The 19141-nt window shown below is 74.0% G+C and carries 19 protein-coding genes; 16 read left to right on the plus strand and 3 right to left on the minus strand.

Annotated elements, in window-relative coordinates; all coding sequences use genetic code 11:
• Window positions 1-12 precede the first annotated feature (12 nt).
• The 16 genes from DSM104299_RS04500 to DSM104299_RS04575 all read left to right on the plus strand — a co-directional run bounded on the left by DSM104299_RS04500 (window position 13) and on the right by DSM104299_RS04575 (window position 15954).
• Entirely contained in the window at window positions 13-702 is a 690-nt protein-coding gene (locus DSM104299_RS04500) for a GntR family transcriptional regulator (protein ID WP_272476094.1), read from the plus strand.
• Complete coding sequence (gene aceE, locus DSM104299_RS04505; RefSeq protein WP_272476095.1) at window positions 703-3351, plus strand: pyruvate dehydrogenase (acetyl-transferring), homodimeric type; 2649 nt, start codon at window positions 703-705, stop codon at window positions 3349-3351.
• Entirely contained in the window at window positions 3245-4708 is a 1464-nt protein-coding gene (gene aceF / locus DSM104299_RS04510; protein WP_272476096.1) for a dihydrolipoyllysine-residue acetyltransferase, read from the plus strand. Before aceE ends, aceF begins: the two co-directional genes overlap by 107 nt.
• Window positions 4709-4763: 55 nt before the next feature.
• On the plus strand, window positions 4764-6539 hold the full coding sequence (gene lpdA / locus DSM104299_RS04515; protein WP_272476097.1) for a dihydrolipoyl dehydrogenase: 1776 nt from the start codon (window positions 4764-4766) through the stop codon (window positions 6537-6539).
• An 11-nt stretch (window positions 6540-6550) separates the two neighbouring features.
• On the plus strand, window positions 6551-7084 hold the full coding sequence (locus DSM104299_RS04520) for an adenylate/guanylate cyclase domain-containing protein (RefSeq protein WP_272476098.1): 534 nt from the start codon (window positions 6551-6553) through the stop codon (window positions 7082-7084).
• Between the two features lie 11 nt (window positions 7085-7095).
• A complete protein-coding gene (locus DSM104299_RS04525; protein ID WP_272476099.1) occupies window positions 7096-7431 on the plus strand; it encodes a hypothetical protein in 336 nt (111 codons plus the stop codon).
• Window positions 7432-7527: 96 nt separating this feature from the next.
• On the plus strand, window positions 7528-7653 hold the full coding sequence (locus DSM104299_RS04530; protein WP_272476100.1) for an STAS domain-containing protein: 126 nt from the start codon (window positions 7528-7530) through the stop codon (window positions 7651-7653).
• Between the two features lie 19 nt (window positions 7654-7672).
• Entirely contained in the window at window positions 7673-7873 is a 201-nt protein-coding gene (locus tag DSM104299_RS04535) for an STAS domain-containing protein (protein WP_272476101.1), read from the plus strand.
• A gap of 21 nt (window positions 7874-7894) precedes the next feature.
• Window positions 7895-10045 carry an acyltransferase family protein gene (locus DSM104299_RS04540; RefSeq protein WP_272476102.1) on the plus strand — a complete coding sequence of 717 codons (2151 nt, stop codon included), beginning with the start codon at window positions 7895-7897 and terminating at the stop codon, window positions 10043-10045.
• Between the two features lie 31 nt (window positions 10046-10076).
• Window positions 10077-10739, plus strand: a complete 663-nt coding sequence (locus tag DSM104299_RS04545) for a GDSL-type esterase/lipase family protein (RefSeq protein WP_272476103.1) — start codon at window positions 10077-10079, stop codon at window positions 10737-10739.
• 87 nt (window positions 10740-10826) lie between these two features.
• The gene (locus tag DSM104299_RS04550) at window positions 10827-12128 is read left to right on the plus strand and encodes a sensor histidine kinase (protein ID WP_272476104.1); all 1302 of its coding nucleotides are present in this window, start codon (window positions 10827-10829) and stop codon (window positions 12126-12128) included.
• On the plus strand, window positions 12125-12766 hold the full coding sequence (locus DSM104299_RS04555; protein WP_272476105.1) for a response regulator: 642 nt from the start codon (window positions 12125-12127) through the stop codon (window positions 12764-12766). The genes DSM104299_RS04550 and DSM104299_RS04555 overlap by 4 nt, the downstream gene beginning before the upstream one ends.
• Complete coding sequence (locus tag DSM104299_RS04560) at window positions 12759-13199, plus strand: hypothetical protein (protein WP_272476106.1); 441 nt, start codon at window positions 12759-12761, stop codon at window positions 13197-13199. The genes DSM104299_RS04555 and DSM104299_RS04560 overlap by 8 nt, the downstream gene beginning before the upstream one ends.
• 48 nt (window positions 13200-13247) lie before the next feature.
• Window positions 13248-14906, plus strand: a complete 1659-nt coding sequence (locus tag DSM104299_RS04565; protein ID WP_272476107.1) for a GGDEF domain-containing protein — start codon at window positions 13248-13250, stop codon at window positions 14904-14906.
• Window positions 14907-15001: 95 nt separating this feature from the next.
• Window positions 15002-15307 carry a winged helix-turn-helix transcriptional regulator gene (locus DSM104299_RS04570; protein ID WP_272476108.1) on the plus strand — a complete coding sequence of 102 codons (306 nt, stop codon included), beginning with the start codon at window positions 15002-15004 and terminating at the stop codon, window positions 15305-15307.
• Between the two features lie 5 nt (window positions 15308-15312).
• The gene (locus DSM104299_RS04575) at window positions 15313-15954 is read left to right on the plus strand and encodes an NADPH-dependent F420 reductase (protein WP_272476109.1); all 642 of its coding nucleotides are present in this window, start codon (window positions 15313-15315) and stop codon (window positions 15952-15954) included.
• On the opposite strand, the gene eda is transcribed toward DSM104299_RS04575, so the two are convergent.
• The 3 genes from eda to DSM104299_RS04590 all read right to left on the minus strand — a co-directional run bounded on the left by eda (window position 15951) and on the right by DSM104299_RS04590 (window position 19135).
• Window positions 15951-16634 carry a bifunctional 4-hydroxy-2-oxoglutarate aldolase/2-dehydro-3-deoxy-phosphogluconate aldolase gene (gene eda, locus DSM104299_RS04580; protein ID WP_272476110.1) on the minus strand — a complete coding sequence of 228 codons (684 nt, stop codon included), beginning with the start codon at window positions 16632-16634 and terminating at the stop codon, window positions 15951-15953. The two genes, DSM104299_RS04575 and eda, sit on opposite strands and share 4 nt — an antisense overlap.
• Window positions 16625-18430: a phosphogluconate dehydratase gene (edd, locus tag DSM104299_RS04585; RefSeq protein WP_272476111.1), complete on the minus strand. Its 1806-nt coding sequence runs from the start codon at window positions 18428-18430 to the stop codon at window positions 16625-16627. The genes eda and edd overlap by 10 nt, the downstream gene beginning before the upstream one ends.
• Before the next feature lie 84 nt (window positions 18431-18514).
• Entirely contained in the window at window positions 18515-19135 is a 621-nt protein-coding gene (locus tag DSM104299_RS04590; protein ID WP_272476112.1) for a TetR/AcrR family transcriptional regulator, read from the minus strand.
• Window positions 19136-19141: the final 6 nt, after the last annotated feature.

Genomic DNA, 19141 nt, shown 5'->3' on the forward strand with positions numbered 1-19141 from the left:
TACTAGTACGCGATGCGGCCTTCGCTTCGAGTGCGCGCGTTCGGCACCTCCGCCCGAGACCAGGCGTATGTCGTGCTGCGCGCGGCGATCGTCGGGGCGGAGCTGGAGCCGGGGCGGCGGCTCTCGGAGAACCAGCTCGCCGAGCTGATCGGCGTCAGCCGCACGCCGGTGCGAGATGCGCTGGCGCGGCTGCGCGACGAGCGGCTCGTGGCCATCGTGCCCCAGCTCGGCACGTTCGTCACCTACATCGACGAGGACGCGGTCGCCGACGCGCACTTCGTGCGGGAGGCGCTGGAGATCGGCGCGGTGAAGATCGCGGCCGAGCGCATCGAAGCCGACCAGCTCCGCGAGCTCGACGACAACCTGGTCGCCCAGGAGCGGGCGGTCGCCAACGACGACGCCGAGCTGTTCGCCCGCCTCGACGACGACCTGCATCACCTGCTCTGCGACCTGTCCGGCCGCGAAGTCGCGTGGCGGCTCTCCGAGCGCACCCGCGGGCAGCTCGACCGCATCCGGCTGCTCAGCCTGCCCGAGGCCGGGTACCGCGAGCAGATGCTCACCGAGCATCGCGCCGTCGTGGCCGCGGTCGGCGCTCGCGACGCGCCGCGCGCCGAGCGCGAGCTGCGCCACCACCTGCGCATGGCCTTGTCCCAACTGCCTGCCATCCGCGAGGCTCACCCCGAGTACTTCCAGGAGGACTAGATGGCGATCCATCCCGACATCGATCCGGTCGAGACCGCCGAGTGGGTGGAGGCCCTCGAGGCCGTCATCCGCAACGACGGCCCCGACCGCGCCCGCCAGCTGCTCGAAGAGGTCTTCGCCGACGCGCGCCTGCGCGGGCTGAACCCGCTGGCCGACCTCTCGACGCCCTACGTGAACACGATCCCGGCCGAGGCCGAGGTCCCTGTTCCCGGCGACCACGACCTCGAGCATCGAGTACGCAGCCTCGTGCGCTGGAACGCGATGGCGACGGTCCTGCGCGCCAACAAGGAGTCGTCCGAGCTGGGCGGCCACATCGCGAGCTTCCAGTCGGCGGCGACGCTCTACGAGATCGGCTTCAACCACTTCTGGCACGCGCCGTCAGAGCAACATGGTGGAGATCTCGTCTTCATCCAGGGCCACTCCTCGCCCGGCATCTACGCGCGCGCGTTCCTCGAGGGCCGCCTCAGCGAGGACGACCTCCTGCGCTTCCGGACCGAGACCGGCCCCGGCGGCGGCCTGTCCTCCTACCCGCACCCCTGGCTCATGCCGGGCTTCTGGCAGTTCCCCACCGTGTCGATGGGCCTCGGCCCGTTGATGGCGATCTACCAGGCGCGGTTCATGAAGTACTTGAGCGGCCGCGGGATCTCGGACACGACCGGTCGCAAGGTATGGGCCTTCATGGGCGACGGCGAGATGGACGAGCCGGAGTCGATGGGCGCGATCTCCCTCGCCGGCCGCGAGCACCTCGACAACCTGGTGTTCGTCATCAACTGCAACCTGCAGCGCCTCGACGGGCCGGTCCGCGGCAACGGCAAGATCATCCAGGAGCTGGAGACCAACTTCCGCGGCGCCGGCTGGAACGTCATCAAGACGATCTGGGGCCGCCGCTGGGATCCGCTCCTGGCCGCCGACGCCGAGGGCCGCCTCGTCAAGCGCATGGAGGAGGTCGTCGACGGTCAGTACCAGACGCTGAAGTCCCGCGACGGCGCCTTCGTCCGCGAGCACTTCTTCGGCGCCGACCCTGAGCTGGCACGCATGGTCGAGGACTGGACGGATGCCGAGATCTGGTCGCTCAACCGCGGCGGCCACGACCCGCAGAAGGTCTACAACGCCTACGCCCAGGCGGTCGCGCACACCGGCCAGCCGACCGTGATCCTGGCCAAGACGATCAAGGGCTACGGGATGGGCGAGTCCGGCGAGGGCCAGAACATCACCCACCAGGCCAAGAAGATGAACGAGAAGGCGCTCCTCGCCTTCCGCGACCGCTTCGGCCTCGACCTCTCCGACGACGAGGTCCGCGAGGTCAGCTTCCACAAGCCCGCCGACGACGCGCCCGAGATGCAGTACATGAAGCAGCGCCGCGTGGAGCTCGGCGGCTCGCTGCCGCAGCGCCGCACCGAGGCGCCGCCGCTCCCGGTGCCGGAGCTGAGCACGTTCAAGGCCCAGCTCGACGGCACCGGCGACCGCGAGATCTCCACCACCATGGCCTTCGTCCGGATCTTGTCCACCTTGGTCCGCGACAAGCAGCTCGGCCCGCACGTCGTCCCGATCGTCCCCGACGAGTCGCGCACGTTCGGCATGGAGGGCATGTTCCGCCAGCTCGGGATCTTCTCCCAGGTCGGCCAGCTCTACGTGCCGCAGGACGCCGACCAGCTGATGTCCTACCGCGAGGACAAGTCCGGCCAGATCCTCCAGGAGGGGATCAACGAGCCGGGCGCGTTCTCGTCGTGGATCGCGGCGGCGACGTCGTACGCCAACCACGGCGTGTCGATGCTGCCGTTCTACATCTACTACTCGATGTTCGGCTTCCAACGTGTAGGCGATCTCGCGTGGGCCGCGGGCGACTCCCGCGCGCGCGGCTTCCTGATCGGCGGCACCGCCGGCCGGACGACGCTCAACGGCGAGGGCCTGCAGCACGAGGACGGCCACAGCCACATCCAGGCCGGGCTCATCCCCAACTGCATCGCCTACGACCCGGCCTACGCCTACGAGCTGGCCGTCATCGTCCAGGACGGCCTGCGCCGCATGGTCGGCGAGCACCAGGACGTCTTCTACTACCTGACGGTGATGAACGAGAACTACGCGATGCCGGCGATGCCGGACGGCGCGGAGGAGGGCATCCTCAAGGGAATGCACGTCGTCTCCGAGGCCGTGGGCGGCGACGCCGACGTGCAGCTGCTGGGCTCCGGCACGATCCTGCGCGAGGTGCTCGCGGGCGCCGACCTGCTGCGCGAGGACTTCGACGTCGGCGCCGACGTCTGGTCGGTCACCTCCTACACCGAGCTGCGCCGCGACGGGATGGAGGCCGAGCGCTACAACCGCCTGCACCCGGCCGGCGACGACGTGCGGATCCCGTACGTCGCCGAGGCGCTCGGCACGCGCGGCGCCGGCCCGGTGGTCGCGGCCAGCGACTACATCCGCGCGCTGCCCGACCAGATCCGGCCGTGGGTCGAGGCGCCCTTCACCGTCCTGGGCACCGACGGCTTCGGCCGCAGCGACTACCGCAAGGCGCTGCGCCGGTTCTTCGAGGTGGACCGACACCATGTGGTCGTCGCGGCGCTGCACGCGCTGGGCCGCGACGCGGACGCCAAGAAGGCCATCGAGAAGTACGGCATCGACCCCGAGAGCGAGGCACCGTGGCGGATCTGAAGCAGGTCGAAGTCCAAGGGACCGAGGTGGCGCCCGCATGAGCGATCTGAAGGACGTGACGGTCCCTGACATCGGCGACTTCACCGACGTCGACGTCGTCGAGGTCCACGTGGCGGCGGGCGACGCGGTCGCCGAGAACGACCCGCTCGTGACGCTGGAGACCGACAAGGCCACCATGGACGTTCCGGCGCCGTTCGCCGGCGTCGTCGCCGAGGTGCTGCTGAAGGTCGGCGACAAGGCCTCGGAGGGCACGGCGGTCGTGCAGCTGCAGGTGAGCGCCGAGCGTGAGGCGGCCGACGAGACCGCCACGGTCGAGGCGGCCGCGCCCAGCGCGATCCGCAGCGCGGTGTCGGCCGAGGCCTCGGCCCGGCCGCGGGACCCCGAGCAGCAGCTGCCCGCGCCCAAGGCGCCGGCGCCGTCGACCAGCAACGGCGGCGACCCGGTCTACGCGAGCCCGTCGGTGCGCCGGCTGGCGCGCGAGCTGGGCGTGGAGCTCAGCGCGGTGAGCGGCAGCGGGCGCAAGGGCCGGATCGTGCCCGAGGACGTCACGGCCTTCGCGGACGGCGGTGGCGCGGCGGCGGCGGCGGGCGGCGCGGCCAAGGTCCCGGCCGGCGGCGGCACGTTCGTCGAGACGCTGCCGTGGCCCACGCCGGACTTCGCCAAGCACGGCGAGGTCGAGCGCGTCGAGCTGTCCAAGATCCGCAAGATCTCGGCGGCCAACCTCGCGCGCAACTGGGTCCGCATCCCGCACGTCACGCACAACGACGAGGCCGACGTCACCAGCCTGGAGGCCTTCCGCAAGCAGCTCAACGGCGAGCAGGCCGACGTCAAGGTGACGATGGTCGCGCTGTTGTTGAAGGCCGTGGTCGCGTCGCTCAAGGCGTTCCCGGACATGAACTCGTCGCTCGACGCCGACGGCGAGGCGCTGATCCGCAAGAAGTACTACCACTTGGGCTTCGCGGCCGACACGCCCAACGGGCTCGTCGTCCCGGTCGTCAAGGACGTGGACAAGAAGGGCCTGCTCGACGTCGCGGGCGAGCTGACCGAGCTGTCGGGCAAGGCCCGCGCCGGCAAGCTGATGCCCGCCGACATGGCGGGCGCGACGTTCACGATCTCGTCGCTGGGCGGGATCGGCGGCACGTCGTTCACGCCGATCGTCAACGCCCCCGAGGTCGCGATCCTCGGCGTCGTCCGCAGCGCCATGAAGCCGGTGTGGGACGGCAAGGCGTTCGTCCCGCGCCTGATGCTGCCGTTGTCGCTGTCCTACGACCACCGCGTGATCGACGGCGCCGCCGCCGCGCGCTTCGTCGCGCACCTGTCATCCGTCTTGACCGACCTTCGGAGGGTCCTGCTGTGAGCGCCACGCTCGACGTCCTCGTCCCTGAACGGACAAGCTCGTGACTGTTCTTGATGTGCTTGTCCCCGACATCGGGGACTTCGACAACGTCCCCGTCGCCGAGCTCCTCGTCGCCGTGGGCGACGAGGTCGCCGCCGAGGACCCGCTCGTCGTCCTGGAGTCCGACAAGGCGTCGATGGAGATCCCAGCGCCGGAGGCCGGGACCGTCAAGGAGATCAAGGTCGCCGTGGGCGACGCGGTCTCCGAAGGCTCGTTGTTGGTGGTGTTGGAGACGGCCGGCGCGCCGGCCAGCGCGACCGACGGCGCGGGCGCGCCGGCCGAGGCCGTGGAATCGCCGGCGTCGGCCCCGGTCGCCAACGGCGCGTCGTCGCCCGCCGAGGAGCCGGTGGAGGTCGCGCGCGGCGACGTCCACGCTGGCGTCGTCGTCCTCGGCTCCGGTCCCGGCGGCTACGCCGCGGCGTTCCGCGCGGCCGACCTCGGCCAGGACGTCGTCATGGTCGAGCGCCACGAGAAGCTCGGCGGCGTCTGCCTCAACGTCGGCTGCATCCCGTCCAAGGCGCTGCTGCACGTGGCCAAGCTCATCGCCGAGGCCGAGACCGCCGGCACGCACGGCGTGTCGTTCGGCACGCCCGAGATCGACCTCGACGGCCTGCGCACCTGGAAGGACGGCGTGGTCGCCAAGCTCAACGGCGGCGTCGAGCAGATGGCCAAGGGCCGCAGGGTGCAGGTCGTGCACGGCGAGGCGCGCTTCACCGGGCCGAACCTGCTGTCGGTGCTGCAGCCCGACGGCGAGACGACGACCGTCTCGTTCGACAGCGCGATCGTCGCGGCCGGCTCGCGCAGCGTCCAGCTGCCGGGCATCCCGCACGACGACCCGCGCGTGATGGACTCGACCGGTGCGCTGGACCTGGTCGACGTGCCGCAGCGGCTGCTGGTCGTCGGCGGCGGGATCATCGGCCTGGAGATGGCCACCGTCTACGACGCGCTCGGCTCGGAGGTCACCGTCGTCGAGCTGGCCGACGGCCTGATCCCCGGCGCCGACCGCGACCTCGTCAAGCCGCTGGCCAAGCGGATCGGCGGGCGCTACGCGGCGATCCACCTCGGCACCAAGGTCGACACGGTCGAGGCCAAGGACGACGGGCTGCACGCGACGTTCAGCGGCGACGTCGAGGACGCCGTCTTCGACCGGGTGCTCGTCGCGGTCGGGCGCATTCCCAACGGCGCGGGCCTCGGCCTCGACGCCGCGGGCGTGCACGTGGACGAGCGCGGCTTCGTCCCCGTCGACGCCCAGCAGCGGACCAACATCTCGCACATCTACGCGATCGGCGACGTCGCCGGCGGGCCGATGCTCGCGCACAAGGCGACGGCCGAGGGCCACGTGGCGGCCGAGGTCGTGGCGGGCCACGCGGCGGCGTTCGAGCCGCGCGGGATCCCGTCGGTGGCCTACACCGACCCGGAGGTCGCGTGGGTGGGGCTGACCGAGACCGAGGCCAAGGACCAGGGGATCGAGTACGAGAAGTCGGTCTTCCCGTGGTCGGCCTCCGGCCGCGCGCTGGCGATCGACGCCGCCGACGGCTCGACCAAGCTCCTGCGCGACCCGGAGACCGGGCGCGTCCTGGGCGCCGGCATCGTCGGCCCGCACGCGGGCGACCTGATCGCCGAGCCGGGGTTCGCGCTGGAGATGGGCGCCGACGTCGCCGACCTCGGCCTCACGATCCACGCGCACCCGACGCTGAGCGAGACCGTGATGCTCGCCGCCGAGATCGCCGACGGCACGATCACGGACCTGCCCAACAAGGCCGCGCAGCGCGCGGCGAAGGCGAAGTCCTAGAGTCCCGGGCGATGCGCGTCCGCCGCACCTTCTGCTTCCTCGACCTGTGTGGCTTCACGTCGTTCACGGACGAGCACGGCGATCAGCAGGCGGTCGCGGTCCTGGGGCACCTGCGGGCGGTGCTGCGCGCCGAGGCCGAGAACCACGGAGTGCGCGTGACGAAGTGGCTCGGGGACGGCGCGATGCTCTCCGGCGTCGACGCCGAGCCGGTGATCCGCTGCGCCGCGCTCGTGCGCGACGTGCTGCAGACCGACGGCAGGCTGGCCCTGCGCGGCGGGATCTGCGAGGGCAAGGTCATCATGTTCGAGGGCGACGACTACATCGGGGCGGCCGTCAACGTCGCGGCGCGCCTGTGCACCAAGGCGATCCCGGGTCAGCTCCTGCTGACCGGCGGGACGGCGCCGTCGGTGCCGGGCGACCTGTCGCCGGTCGCGCTCGGCGCGCTCGCGGTTCCCGGCGTCTCCCAGCCGATCGAAGTCCTCGCGCTGGACCCCGGCCCACTGCGCGTGACCCGCGCGACGTCCGCCGTCCGACCGCAGGTCTAGGTTTCCGCGCCATGATCACGGCGCTCCTCGAGCCGGCGGACATCGGCCGCTACCTGCGGTCCCTGCGCGACCATGATCGCGCGGCGATCGGGAGCGACGGGGAGGACGCCGAGGCGGTCGCGCGGCTGCTGGACGCGCACACGGTCGTGATGGCGCACGACGCGCGCGGTGGCGAGCCGGTCGAGGAGTCGCTGGCGACGTGGCTGTCGCTGCTCGACGACGACGCGTGGCGCGAGCGGGTGCGCGAGGTGCGGGTCGACGCGACGTACCTGCGCGTGCGCGAGCTGGAGCTTCTCGCGCGTGTGCGCGAGGGCGCGGCCGCGGGCGCCCTCACCGCCGCCGCGTAGCGGCCCGCATCACCCCGCGCGGGGGACGAGCCGTCACCCGCCGCGCTGCCACCGTGCGGCCATGGGAGCGGACGAGGGCTATGGCGGGCGCTCGCCGTGGTCTACCGGCTCGACGACCGCCTGTTCTTCGCCAACGCCAACTACGTGAAGGGCCGGGTGCGCGAGGCGCTGCGGGGCGCGCCGTCGCCGCCGCGCGCGTCGTGCTCGACGCCGAGGCGATGACGCACTCGACGCGGCCGGGATGGACGCCCTGCGCGAGCTGGCGGAGGCGCTGGGCGAGGACGGCATCGCCGTGGTGGTCGCGCTCGCCAAGGCGCCGGTCCGCGAGCGGCTGGACGACGCGGGCGTCACCGCGGCGCTCGGCGGGGCCGGCGCGTTCCATCCGACGGTGCGTGCGGCGGTCGCCGCCCGCGCAGGGAATGACCCCGTCACACTTGGGTAGGCACGTTCCAACAGGACACCCGTGGCGACCCAACAGCTGGACACGAGCGACGAGCAGGAGCTCGCGCGGGCGACCCCCGTGCGCGACGCGCTGCCGTGGACGCCGTCCGCGTTGGGGCCGGGCTCACGCTGGCGGCCCGAGATCCAGGCGCTGCGCGCGCTGGCGGTCTCGCTGGTCATCGCGGCGCACATCTGGCCGGACCTGGTCCCGGGCGGCTTCGTCGGGGTCGACGTCTTCTTCGCGGTCTCCGGCTTCCTGATCACCTCGCTGCTGGTCGAGGAGATCGTCGAGAGCGGCCGGGTGAACCTGAGCGCGTTCTGGGCGCGGCGCGCGCGGCGGATCCTGCCGGCCGCGCTGCTGACGCTGCTCGTCACCGCGCTCGCGACGCTGATCGTCGTCCCGTCGCACCGGTGGGACGCGTTCCTGACCGAGATCGCGACGAGCGCGGCCTACGTCGAGAACTGGCAGCTCGCGCACTCGGCGGTCGACTACTTCGCCAAGGCCGACGGGATCTCGCCGGTCCAGCACTACTGGTCGCTGTCGGTCGAGGAGCAGTTCTACATCGTGTGGCCGCTGCTGCTGCTCGGCACGCTGCTCGTGACGCGCGGGCGCGCGGTGCGGGTCCGGATCGGCGCGCTGGCGCTGGCGATGGGCGTGCTGACGGCCGTCAGCCTGTGGTGGTCGATCGTGCACACGCCGGCCGACCCGCAGGCCGCGTACTTCGTCACGCCCACGCGCGCGTGGGAGTTCGGCGCGGGCGGCGTCCTGGCGCTGCTGCCGCAGCTGGACCGCTCGCCGGCGCTGCTGCGAGCGTTGTTGTCGTGGTTGGGCTTCGTGGCGATCGGGGTCGCGGCGTTCGCGTACGGGTCGGGCACGATCTTCCCGGGGAGCGCGGCGCTGCTGCCGATCCTCGGCGCGCTCGCCGTCATCCGGGCGGGCGCACCGGACCATGCGCTGGCGCCGACGCGCGTGCTGCGGCTGGGCGCGGTCCAGCGCACGGGGGACTTGTCCTACAGCTTGTACCTGTGGCACTGGCCGTTGTTGGTGTTGATCCCGTACGTGGTGCACCTGCCCGACGGCGTGTTCCAGGCGGTGGTGCTCGAGCTCACGGTGATGCTCGCGTGGGGGTCGAAGCGGTTCGTCGAGGACCCGGTGCGCCGGGCGGAGGGGCTGGCGCGTCGCCCGCGGCGGACGCTCGCGCTGGCCGGGCTGGCGACGCTGCTGGTGCTGGCGGTCCCGGCGACGGGCGCGCTGCACCTCCAGCACGAGCTGCACGCCGACCAGCAGTCGACGGCGGACCTGATCCGCGAGCACCCGCGCTGCTTCGGCGCGGCGGCGCGCCCGCCGGCGGCGGCGCCGTGCGACAACCCGGAGCTGCAGGGCAAGGTCGTCCCGACGCCGGTCGAGGCGTCGAGCTCGCCGAACACGCCGTGCCGGGTCGTCGAGCGCCTGGGCCGGGTGCGCGCGTGCGCGTTCGGGCAGCCGGCGCCGGGCGCGAGCGAGACGGTGGCGGTCGTCGGCGACAGCCACGCGTCGCACTGGCGGGCGGCGTTCGACTACGTCGCGCGCCAGCGGCACTGGCACGGGCTGTCGGTGACGCACACCGGCTGCCCGTTCACGCGCGCGGTCGCGGCGCTGCCGCAGCCGGCCCGGACGCAGTGCGTGCAGTGGAACCGCGACACGCTGCGGTGGTTTGCGCAGCATCCGGAGATCCACCGGGTGTTCGTCGCGCAGCACACCGGCGGCGCGATCGTGGGGCACAAGGGCCTGGACGCGCGGTTCGCGGCGCAGGTGAGCGGCTACCGCACGGCGTGGGCGATGCTGCCGCCGTCGGTCACGCAGGTGGTCGTGCTGCGCGACACGCCGAAGATGCGGACCGCGACGCTGGACTGCGTGCAGAAGGCGATGGACGGCGGGCAACCGGCGGCGCGCGCGTGCGCGGTGCCGCGGGCGCTCGCGCTGGAGCGCGACCCGGCCGTGGCCGCTGCCGGCGGGCCGAGCGCGGCCCGCAAGATCGGCGTCGTCGATCTGACGAACACGCTCTGCGACCGTCGCTCCTGCTATCCAGTGGTCGGTGGTGCGCTCACCTTCAAGGACGTCGATCACCTCACCACGGTCTTCGCGGCGACGCTCGGGCCGTACCTGCAAGCGGCCGTACAGCGGCTCTCCTGACGCCGGCGCGTCCTGCCGATAGGGGAACTCGATGGCCCTCCCTCGCCTGTCGACGGCGTTCTTCGCCGCCCTGCTCTTCTGCGTGGCGCTGCCCGCGGTCGCGTCCGCCCGGATCACGTCCGCCGACGCCTCCGCCGACGTGCTGGTGGTCGGCGACTCGCTGGCGGTGGGGCTGCGCCCGTCGCTGGGCGGCCTGCTCGACGGGGCCGACATCGCGTGGGACGCCAAGAGCGGCCGCACGACGCCGCAGGGCCTGCTCGCCCTGCGCTCGGCCCTGAAGGTCGTGCATCCGAAGACCGTGATCATCTCGCTGGGCACCAACGACGGCCCGGACGGGACGCGCTTCGCCGACCGCATCGACCGCGCCCTGGCGGCGATCGGCCCGGACGCCTGCGTCGTGTGGTCCGACATCTACCGCCCGGCGCGCAAGGGCCCCTACGCCGCGCTCAACACGACGCTGAGCCTGGAAGCCGCGCGCGTGAAGCGCCTTCATCTCGTCAACTGGCTGGGCGCCGTGTCCCGCCAGGCGGTGACGCTGCCCGACGGCCTGCACCCCGACGCCTCCGGCTTCGCGTTCCGGGCGAAGCTGATCGCCAACACGGTCCGGGCCCACTGCGGCCTGACGACGACCGTCGGCGACAACGTCCCCGCGCCGGTGGGCGACGCGACCACGGGCGGGACGACGGCGCCGTAGCGGCGTCGCGGCTCCGGTCGCGTGGTCGATGGGACTTAGGTCGGACCGCGCCCCCGGACGTGGGCCAGCACGCCACCATGTGGTCTGATGTCGCCGCCCCGGACCTCGAGTGCCGTCCTGCGCTTCATGCTCGGCTCGCTCGTCGCGATCGCGGTCGTGGTCGTCGGCGGGTTCTTCGCGCTGCGGTCGGTGACGATCCACCAGGCCGAGCGGGACACGAAGTCGCGGGTGGAGCTGCAGGGCGCGCTGGTCGAGTCCGCGGGGCTCACCGACGGTGTGCTGCGCCGGGATCCCAAGGCGCTGGCCAAGCTCGACGACCTCGTCGCCGCCCGGCTGCTCAGCCCCTCGGTCGTGCGCGTCAAGCTCTGGACCCGCGACGGGCGCATCCTCTACTCCGACGAGCCGGCGATCATCGGCCGGCGCTTCGGCCTCGGCGCGGAGGAGCGGGAGCTGTTCGAGACTGGCGGCTCCGACGCGGAGCTCAGCGACCTCGCCAAGCCCGAGAACCGCTACGAGCGGCAGGAGGGCCGGCTGCTCGAGGCGCACACCGTGATCCGCACGCCGGACGGCACGCCGCTGCTGTTCGAGACCTACCAGCGCTTCGACGCCCTGTCGGCGTCGGGGCACCGGTTGTTGAAGGCCTTGGCCCCGACGCTGCTCGCCGCGTTGTTGGTGCTCCTGCTCTTCCAGGTGCCGCTGTCCTGGTCGCTCGCGCGCCGCCTCCAGCGCGAGCACCGCGAGCGCGAGCGCCTGCTCGAGCGCGCGATCGAAGCATCCGACGCCGAGCGCCGCCGGATCGCGTCCGACCTGCACGACGGCGTGGTCCAGGACGTCGCCGGCGTCGCGTTCGGCCTCGCGCCGCTGGCCGACGACGCCGCCCGCCGCGGCGACGCCGCCGAGGCCGGCGCGCTGCGCGACAGCGCCGCGCGCCTGCGCCACGGGGTGCGCGCGCTGCGGACGCTCCTCGTCGAGATCCATCCTCCGACGCTCGCCTCCGCCGGCCTGCCGTCCGCGCTGAGCGACCTGCTCAGCCGCCTGGCGGCCGACGGCGTCGCGACCGACCTCGGCATCGACGACGCCGCCGCCGCCGGCACGTCGCGCGACGAGCTGGTCTACCGCGTGGCCCGCGAGGCGCTGCGCAACGTCGAGCGCCACGCCGAGGCGCGCTCGGTGCGCGTCGCAGTGACGTGCGCAGGCGAGACGGTGCGGTTGGTCGTCGCCGACGACGGCCGCGGCTTCGACGCGGCCACCCGCGCGGCGCGCGGCGAGCACGGCCACGTCGGCCTGACGTTGTTGGAGGACTTGGTCAACCAGGAGGGTGGCACGTTGACGATCAGCGCAGCGGTCGGCGAGGGGACGCGCGTCGAGCTGGAGGTGCCGTCGCGATGATCCGCGTCCTGCTGGCCGACGACCACGGCGTCATCCGCGACGGCCTCGGCCGCCTGATCGCCGGCCTCGACGACATCGAGCTCGTCGGCACCGCCGCCGACGGCCACGAGGCGGTCGCGCGCGCCGCCGAGCTCGAGCCCGACGTCGTGCTGATGGACCTCGACATGCCGGGGATGGACGGGATCGAGGCGACCCGGCGCGTCCTGGAGGGCCATCCGCGCATCGCGGTGCTCGTCCTGACGTCGTTCTCGGACCGCGCCCGGATCCTCGGCGCCGTCGAGGCCGGCGCGTGCGGCTACCTGCTCAAGGACGTCGAGGCCGAGGAGGTCGCCGACGGAATCCGCGCGGCCGCGCGCGGCGAGTCGCCGATCGACCCGCGGGCGGCGCGCGCGATCATCTCCGCGAAGTCCCAGCCCGACCCGGGGGACGGGCTGTCGGCGCGCGAGGGCGAGGTGCTGGCGCTCCTGGTCGAGGGGCTGCCGAACAAGCTCATCGCGCGCCGGCTGGAGATCAGCGAGAAGACCGTCAAGACGCACCTGACCGCGATCTTCCGGACGCTGGGCGTGACCGACCGGACGCAGGCGGCGCTGTGGGCCGAGCGCAACGGCTTCACCGCGCGGCGCGGCGGCGGTGCTTAAGACACATGTCCCATTGCGGGCGGGCCGCGGGCGCGACACGCTGACGAGCGTGTGGGTCCGCGCGCTCCTCCTGGCCATCGCCCTGCTCGTCGCCGTTCCGGCCGCGGCCTCGGCGCGCCACGGCCACGACGACGAGGTGCGCGCCACCGGCACCTGCGGCGGCGGGGCGCAGGCCAAGTTGAAGGTCAAGGCCGACGACGGCGCGCTGGAGGTCGAGGTCGAGGTCGAGCACGTCCGCTCCGGCGCCACGTGGCGGCTGGCGCTGGTCCAGGAGGGCCGCATCGCGTGGCGCGGCTCGGTCCGGGCGCGCGGTGGGCGCTTCGAGGTGGAGCGCCGCCTGCGCGACCTCGCGGGCGCCGACCGCATCCGCGTCACCGCGCGCGGACCGAGCGGCACGACCTGCCGCGCGGCGGCGACGATCGCCGGCGACTGATCCCGGTCAAGAAGTCGGCGCGCTGGCCGAGGTAACGGGGGAAGCGGCATGCGCGCGGACCCCGAGGAACAGACCGATGCGGTGGCGGCGTGGGCCCAGCTGGACCAGGCGCGCGCGGCCTACCACGAGGACCCGACCGGCGCGATGGCCGTCGCGCTCCGGGCCGAGCGGGTCGGCAACGAGGCGGACGACCCCGCGCTGCGCGGGCGCGCGCTCGCGCTCCAGACGCTGATCACCATCCACGGCGGCGGGCTGCGGGCGGGCTTCGCGCTCGCGGCCGGCGCCGAGGTCGACGCCGAGGCCGCCCAGCATCCTGTCACGACCGTCGAGGTCGCCGCGATGGGCGCGCACCTCGCGTTCTTCTCCGGCTCCTTCCGCGAGGCGCTGCGGCACGCGGAGCGCTGCGTCGCCGTCGCCGACACCACCGACGACGACGTGCTGCGGATCTTCGCCCGCCGTCAGTCGTGCATGGTCTTCGGCAACCTCGACGTCCCGGAGTGGCCGGCGCGGCTGGACGAGCTGCTCGCGCTGACGATGGGCGCGGGCGACCGCTGGGAGGAGGCGATCTCCCGCAACGACCTCGCGCACCTGACGATGGTCCGCGGCGACGACGCGGGGGCGCTGGCCGAGGTCGCGCGGGGGATGGCGGTCGCCGAGGCGCTGGCGCCGCGCAACCGCTTCGCGCTCGGCGTCCTGAGCTGCACGCGCGCCGACATCCACCTCGCCGGCGGCCGGCCGATGGAGGCCCTGGGCGACGCGCGCGGCGCGATGGCCCACCTCTGCGCCCAGGGCGAGCCCAACCCCTACATCTTCGGCATGAGCGTCTGCGCCGAGGTGCGCGCGCTGCTGGCGCTGGAGCGCGTCGACGAGGCCAGCGCCTCGGGCCGCGCCGGCGTCGCGCGGCTGCACCGCACGGTCCCGCAGATCCGGGCGATGATCCTCCAGGACATCTCCGCGGCGCTGCGCGCGGGCGGGCGCGCCGAGGAGGCCTACGACGCGCTCGCCGAGGCCGCCGAGCTGGAGCGCCTCGCGTTCCGCGAGCTGACCGAGCTGCACCGGGACTTCGAGCGCGCGGTCGCCGAGCACGGCGTCGCGCGCACCGAGGCCGACGCGCTGGCCGCCAAGAACCTCGAGCTGGAGCGGACCGTCGCCCAGCTCGCTGACGCCCACCGCGAGCTCGAGGAGCTGCAGGGCCGGCTCCGCGAGCAGGCCGAGCGCGACTGGCTCACGGGCCTGTTCAACCGCCGCTACCTGGCGGGCGTGCTCGAACGGGCCGACGCGCACGGCGACGACGACGCGCCGCTCAGCGTCGCCGCGCTGGACCTCGACCACTTCAAGGCGATCAACGACCGCTTCGGCCACGAGGTCGGCGACCAGGTGCTGGCCCGCGCGGCGCGCCTGCTCGAGGCGACGGTCCGGGCGACCGACGTCGTCGCGCGCACCGGCGGTGAGGAGTTCGTGGTGGTCATGCTCGGCACGAGCGCGGCCGACGCCGTCGCCTGCGCCGAGCGCCTGCGCGCGGCGATCGCCGACGCGCCGTGGCACGCGGTGGCGCCGGGCCTGGAGATCACCGCCTCGATCGGCGTCGTCTCCGCGCACGCGACGCGCACCGACGAGCTCGTCCGCCTCGCCGACCGGCGCCTGTACGCCGCGAAGGAGGCCGGGCGCAACCGCGTCGACGCGACCTCGTTCGCCGCGGCGGCCTGAGGCGCGCGCGCCGCCGCGCCGCGGCCACGGCTAGCATCGAGGGCATCGAGCACGACGTCTTCCTCGCCGACTGCCCAGCGCGCACGACGCTGGAGGTGATCGCCGACACCTGGGCGGTCGTCGTCGTGGTCGCGCTCGGCGAGCGCCCGCGGCGCCACGGCGAGCTCCTGGAGCGCATCGGCGGCATCAGCAAGAAGATGCTCACCCAGACGCTGCGGCGGCTGGAGGCGCGGGGCGTCGTCGCCCAGCGGCGGCTGCCGGGCGCGCCCGCCGGCGTGGAGTACCGCCTGACGGCGCTGGGCGAGTCGCTGCTCGGGCCGGTGCAGGCGCTGACGTCCTGGGCCGTCGAGCACGCCGACGAGCTGGGGCACCCCGAGGTGCCCCACGCCGCGTCAGCCTGAGGGTCATGAACATCGCATTCCTGGGCGCCGGCCACATGGCCGAGGCGCTGGCGCCGGCCTGGCTCGCGGCCGGCCACGAGGTCACCATCGGCGGGCGGACGCCGAGCAAGGCGGAGGACTTGGCCGCGCGCGTCGGGGCGCGGCCGGCGGGGTCGCTGGCCGCGGCGGCCGCAGCGGCCGACGTGGTCGTGCTCGCCGTGCTCTACGCCGGGATCGAGGAGACCGTCCGGGCGGCGGGGCCGTTGGACGGCAAGGTGCTGATCGACGTCAACAACCCGGTCGAGGTCGAGCGGTTCACGTTGGTGGACTTCGACGGCGCGCCGTCGCTGGCGGCGTGGCTGGCGCGTGCGACGGGCGCCGAGGTGGTCAAGGCGATGAACCTGGTCCAGGCCGACGTCTGGCGGCGACGGGTCACGTTCGCCGGCGCGCCGCTCGTGGTCCCGGTGGCGACGGACTCGGCGCGCGCCCGCGGCGTCGCCGACGGGCTCGTCCGGGCCGCGGGCGGCGTGCCGCTGGACGCCGGCGGGCTGGAGCACGCCGGCTATGTGGAGGCGATGGGCGCCGTGATCGTCCGGCACCTCTGGGGCGGCGCGGACCCGCTGTCCGCGTTCCAGCTGGTGGTCGGCCAGGCGGCGACCGCGGACTAAAGCGCCGCGGCCGCGCGGGCGGCGGTCTCGATCGCCGCCCAGTCCCGGCTCGCCACCGCGGCCGCGGGCACCATCCAGGAGCCGCCGACGCAGGCGACGTTGGGCAGCGCGAGGTAGGACGGCGCCTTGGCGGCGTCGATGCCGCCGGTCGGGCAGAAGCGCATCTCCGGGAAGGGTCCGGCGAGGGCCTTGAGCGTGGCGGTGCCGCCGTTGGCCTCGGCCGGGAAGAACTTCGCGGTGGCGATGCCGCGCTCGCGGAGCGCGACGAGGTCGGAGGCCGTCGCGGTCCCGGCCAGGAACGGCAGCTCGCTGCCTCCGAGCGCGTCGAGCAGCCGCTGCGTCTGCCCGGGCGCGACGAGGAAGCGCGCGCCGGCGGCGCGCGCCGCGTCGACCTGCACGGCGGTCGTGACGGTCCCGGCGCCGACGACGGCCGCGGGCACGTGCTCGGCGATCAGGTCGATGGCCTCGAGCGCGGCGCCGGTGCGCAGCGTCACCTCGATGGCCGGCAGGCCGCCGGCGACGAGCGCCCGCGCCAGCGGGACCGCCGCGGCGGCGTCGTCGAGCACGACCACCGGGATGACCGGCGCGAGGCCGAGGAGGTCGTCGGAGGCGAGCGGCGGCACGGCCGGAGCATCGCCGATCGCGGCCGCGTCCAGCTGCGTGCCCTCGATCAGGCCCATGCCGGCTCCTCCGCGCGCGGGGCGGCGAAGACCGAGGCGCCCGCGTCGGCGGCGCCGATGAGGCTGCGCAGGCCGGCGAACAGCTCGCGGCCCGTGCCGGTCACGGTGTCGGGGTCGACGGTCGGCAACGCGGGTGGGCGCGTGGAGAGGTCGACGCCCAGCACGTCGAGCGTGCCCGCCTCGGTGTCGAGGACGATCATGTCATCGTCCTTGATCCGGCTCAGCGGGCCGCCGCCCGCGGCCTCCGGCGTGCAGTGGATCGCCGCGGGGATCGTGCCCGAGGCGCCCGACATCCGGCCGTCGGTGACCAGGGCGACGTGATGGCCCCGGTCCTGGAGCACGCCGAGGGCCGGCGTCAGCTTGTGCAGCTCGGGCATGCCGTTGGCGCGCGGGCCCTGGAAGCGCACGACCGCCACGAGGTCGCGGTTCAGCTCGTCGCGGTCGAAGGCCGCCAGGAACGCGGCCTGGCTGTCGAAGACGCGGGCGGGCGCGGTCACGCGGCGGCGCTCCGGGGTCAAGGCGGACACCTTGGTCACCGCGCGGCCGAGCGGGCCCTCCAGGACGCGGATGCCGCCGTCGGGCGCGAACGGGTCGGCGGCGGGGCGCAGCACCTCGGGGTCGCCCGTGACCGCGGGCGCGCCGGCGCGGTAGGCGTCCAGCCCGTCGCCGACGACCGTCGTGACGTCCTCGTGCAGCAGCCCTGCGTCGAGCAGCTCGCCGATCAGGTAGCGCGTGCCGCCGGCGGCGTGGAAGTGGTTGACGTCCGCCGCGCCGTTGGGGTAGATCCGCGCGAGCAGCGGGACGATCGCCGACAGCTCGTCGAAGTCGTCCCACGTCAGCGCGATCCCGGCCGCCGCGGCGATCGCGGGCAGGTGCATGGTGTGGTTGGTCGAGCCGCCGGTCGCCAGCAGCGCGACGACGCCGTTGACGATGGCCTTCTCGTCGACGACCTCCGCGATCGGCGTGAAGTGCTCGCCGAGCGCGGTGCGCTCGGTGACCGCGCGGGCCGCCGCGGCGGTCAGCGCGTCCCGCTCCGGCGTGCCCGGGTTGACGAACGCCGCCCCCGGGACGTGCAGTCCCATGGCCTCGACGACCAGCTGGTTGCTGTTGGCCGTCCCGTAGAACGTGCACGTGCCGGCCGAGTGGTAGGACGCGGCCTCGGCGTCGCGCAGCTCCTCGATGCCGACCTCGCCCGCGGCGTGGCGGCGGCGGACCAGGCTCTTCTCGCGGTTGGGCAGCCCCGACGCCATCGGGCCGGCGGGCACGAGCGCGACCGGGAGCTGGCCGAAGCTCAACGCGCCGATCAGCAGGCCGGGGACGATCTTGTCGCAGATGCCGAGCAGGAGCGCGCCGTCGAACATGTCGTGCGACAGCGCGATCGCCGTGGACATCGCGATGACGTCGCGGCTGAGCAGCGAAAGCTCCATGCCGGCGCGGCCCTGGGTGATCCCGTCGCACATCGCGGGCACGCCCCCGGCGACCTGCGCGACGCCGCCCGCCTCGCGCACCGCGCGCTTGAGCTGCGTCGGGTAGCGCCCGTAGGGCTGGTGCGCCGACAGCATGTCGTTGTAGGCGTTGACGATCGCGATGTTCGGCCGCTGCGCTCCGCGGAGCTGGAGCTTCTCCTCCGGGTCGCAGGCGGCGGCGCCGTGCGCGAAGTTCGCACAGCCGAGCTCGCCGCGGGCGGGCCCGTCGAGCGTCGCCATGAGGACGCGCTCGAGATACGCGGAGCGCGACGCAGCACTCCGAGTTGCGATGCGCTCGGTGACGTCGGCGAGGACGGGATGGATCGACACGACCGCAAGATGCGAGACGAGCGCCCGTCCTGCAAGGCGCGCGCCACCCAAGGCCACCCGGTCGGGCTCACCCGTCCGGGCTACTCAGGGCGCCAGCCGGTCCACGGCCCACTCCGCGTGGGTCAGCAGCCGCTCGGGCGTGAAGCGCTCGGGGTCGGTCAGGACGAGCCGCGCGTACTCGTCGGCGACCGCCGACAGCAGATGCGCGGTCAGCTCGGCGTCGGGGGAGTCGGCGCCCGCCGCCCCGGAGGCCGCCAGCGCGGGGCGGACCGCGCGCGTCAGCGTGGCCAGGACGCGCGCGCGGCCGCGCTCGATGCTCGCGCGCAGCAGCGGGGGCGCGCCCTCGGGCGCCATCAGCACGAGCCGCCAGGTCGTCGGGTGGTCGCGGACAGCCTGGAGGTAGGCCCTGAGGCTCTCGATCATCAGCTGGCGCGCCGAGCCGGCGGTCAGGTCGGTCAGCGCGGTCTCGCTCACCTGCGCGTACGCGCGGCCCATCTCGCGCTCGACGACGGCCTTCAACACCCCGGGCAGGTCGCCGAAGTGCTCGTAGACGATCGGCCGCGTGATCCCGGCGCGCTTGGCGATCGCCTCGATCGACACGGCGTGGAAGCCGTCCTCCGAGACGATCGCGGTCGTCACGTCGAGCAGCTGCTCGCGCCGCTGCGGCGCGCTGAGGCGGGTGGGGGAGCGGCTGGCGGGGGCCACGGTTGC

The sequence above is a fragment of the Baekduia alba genome (assembly GCF_028416635.1).
GTDB lineage: Bacteria > Actinomycetota > Thermoleophilia > Solirubrobacterales > Solirubrobacteraceae > Baekduia > Baekduia alba.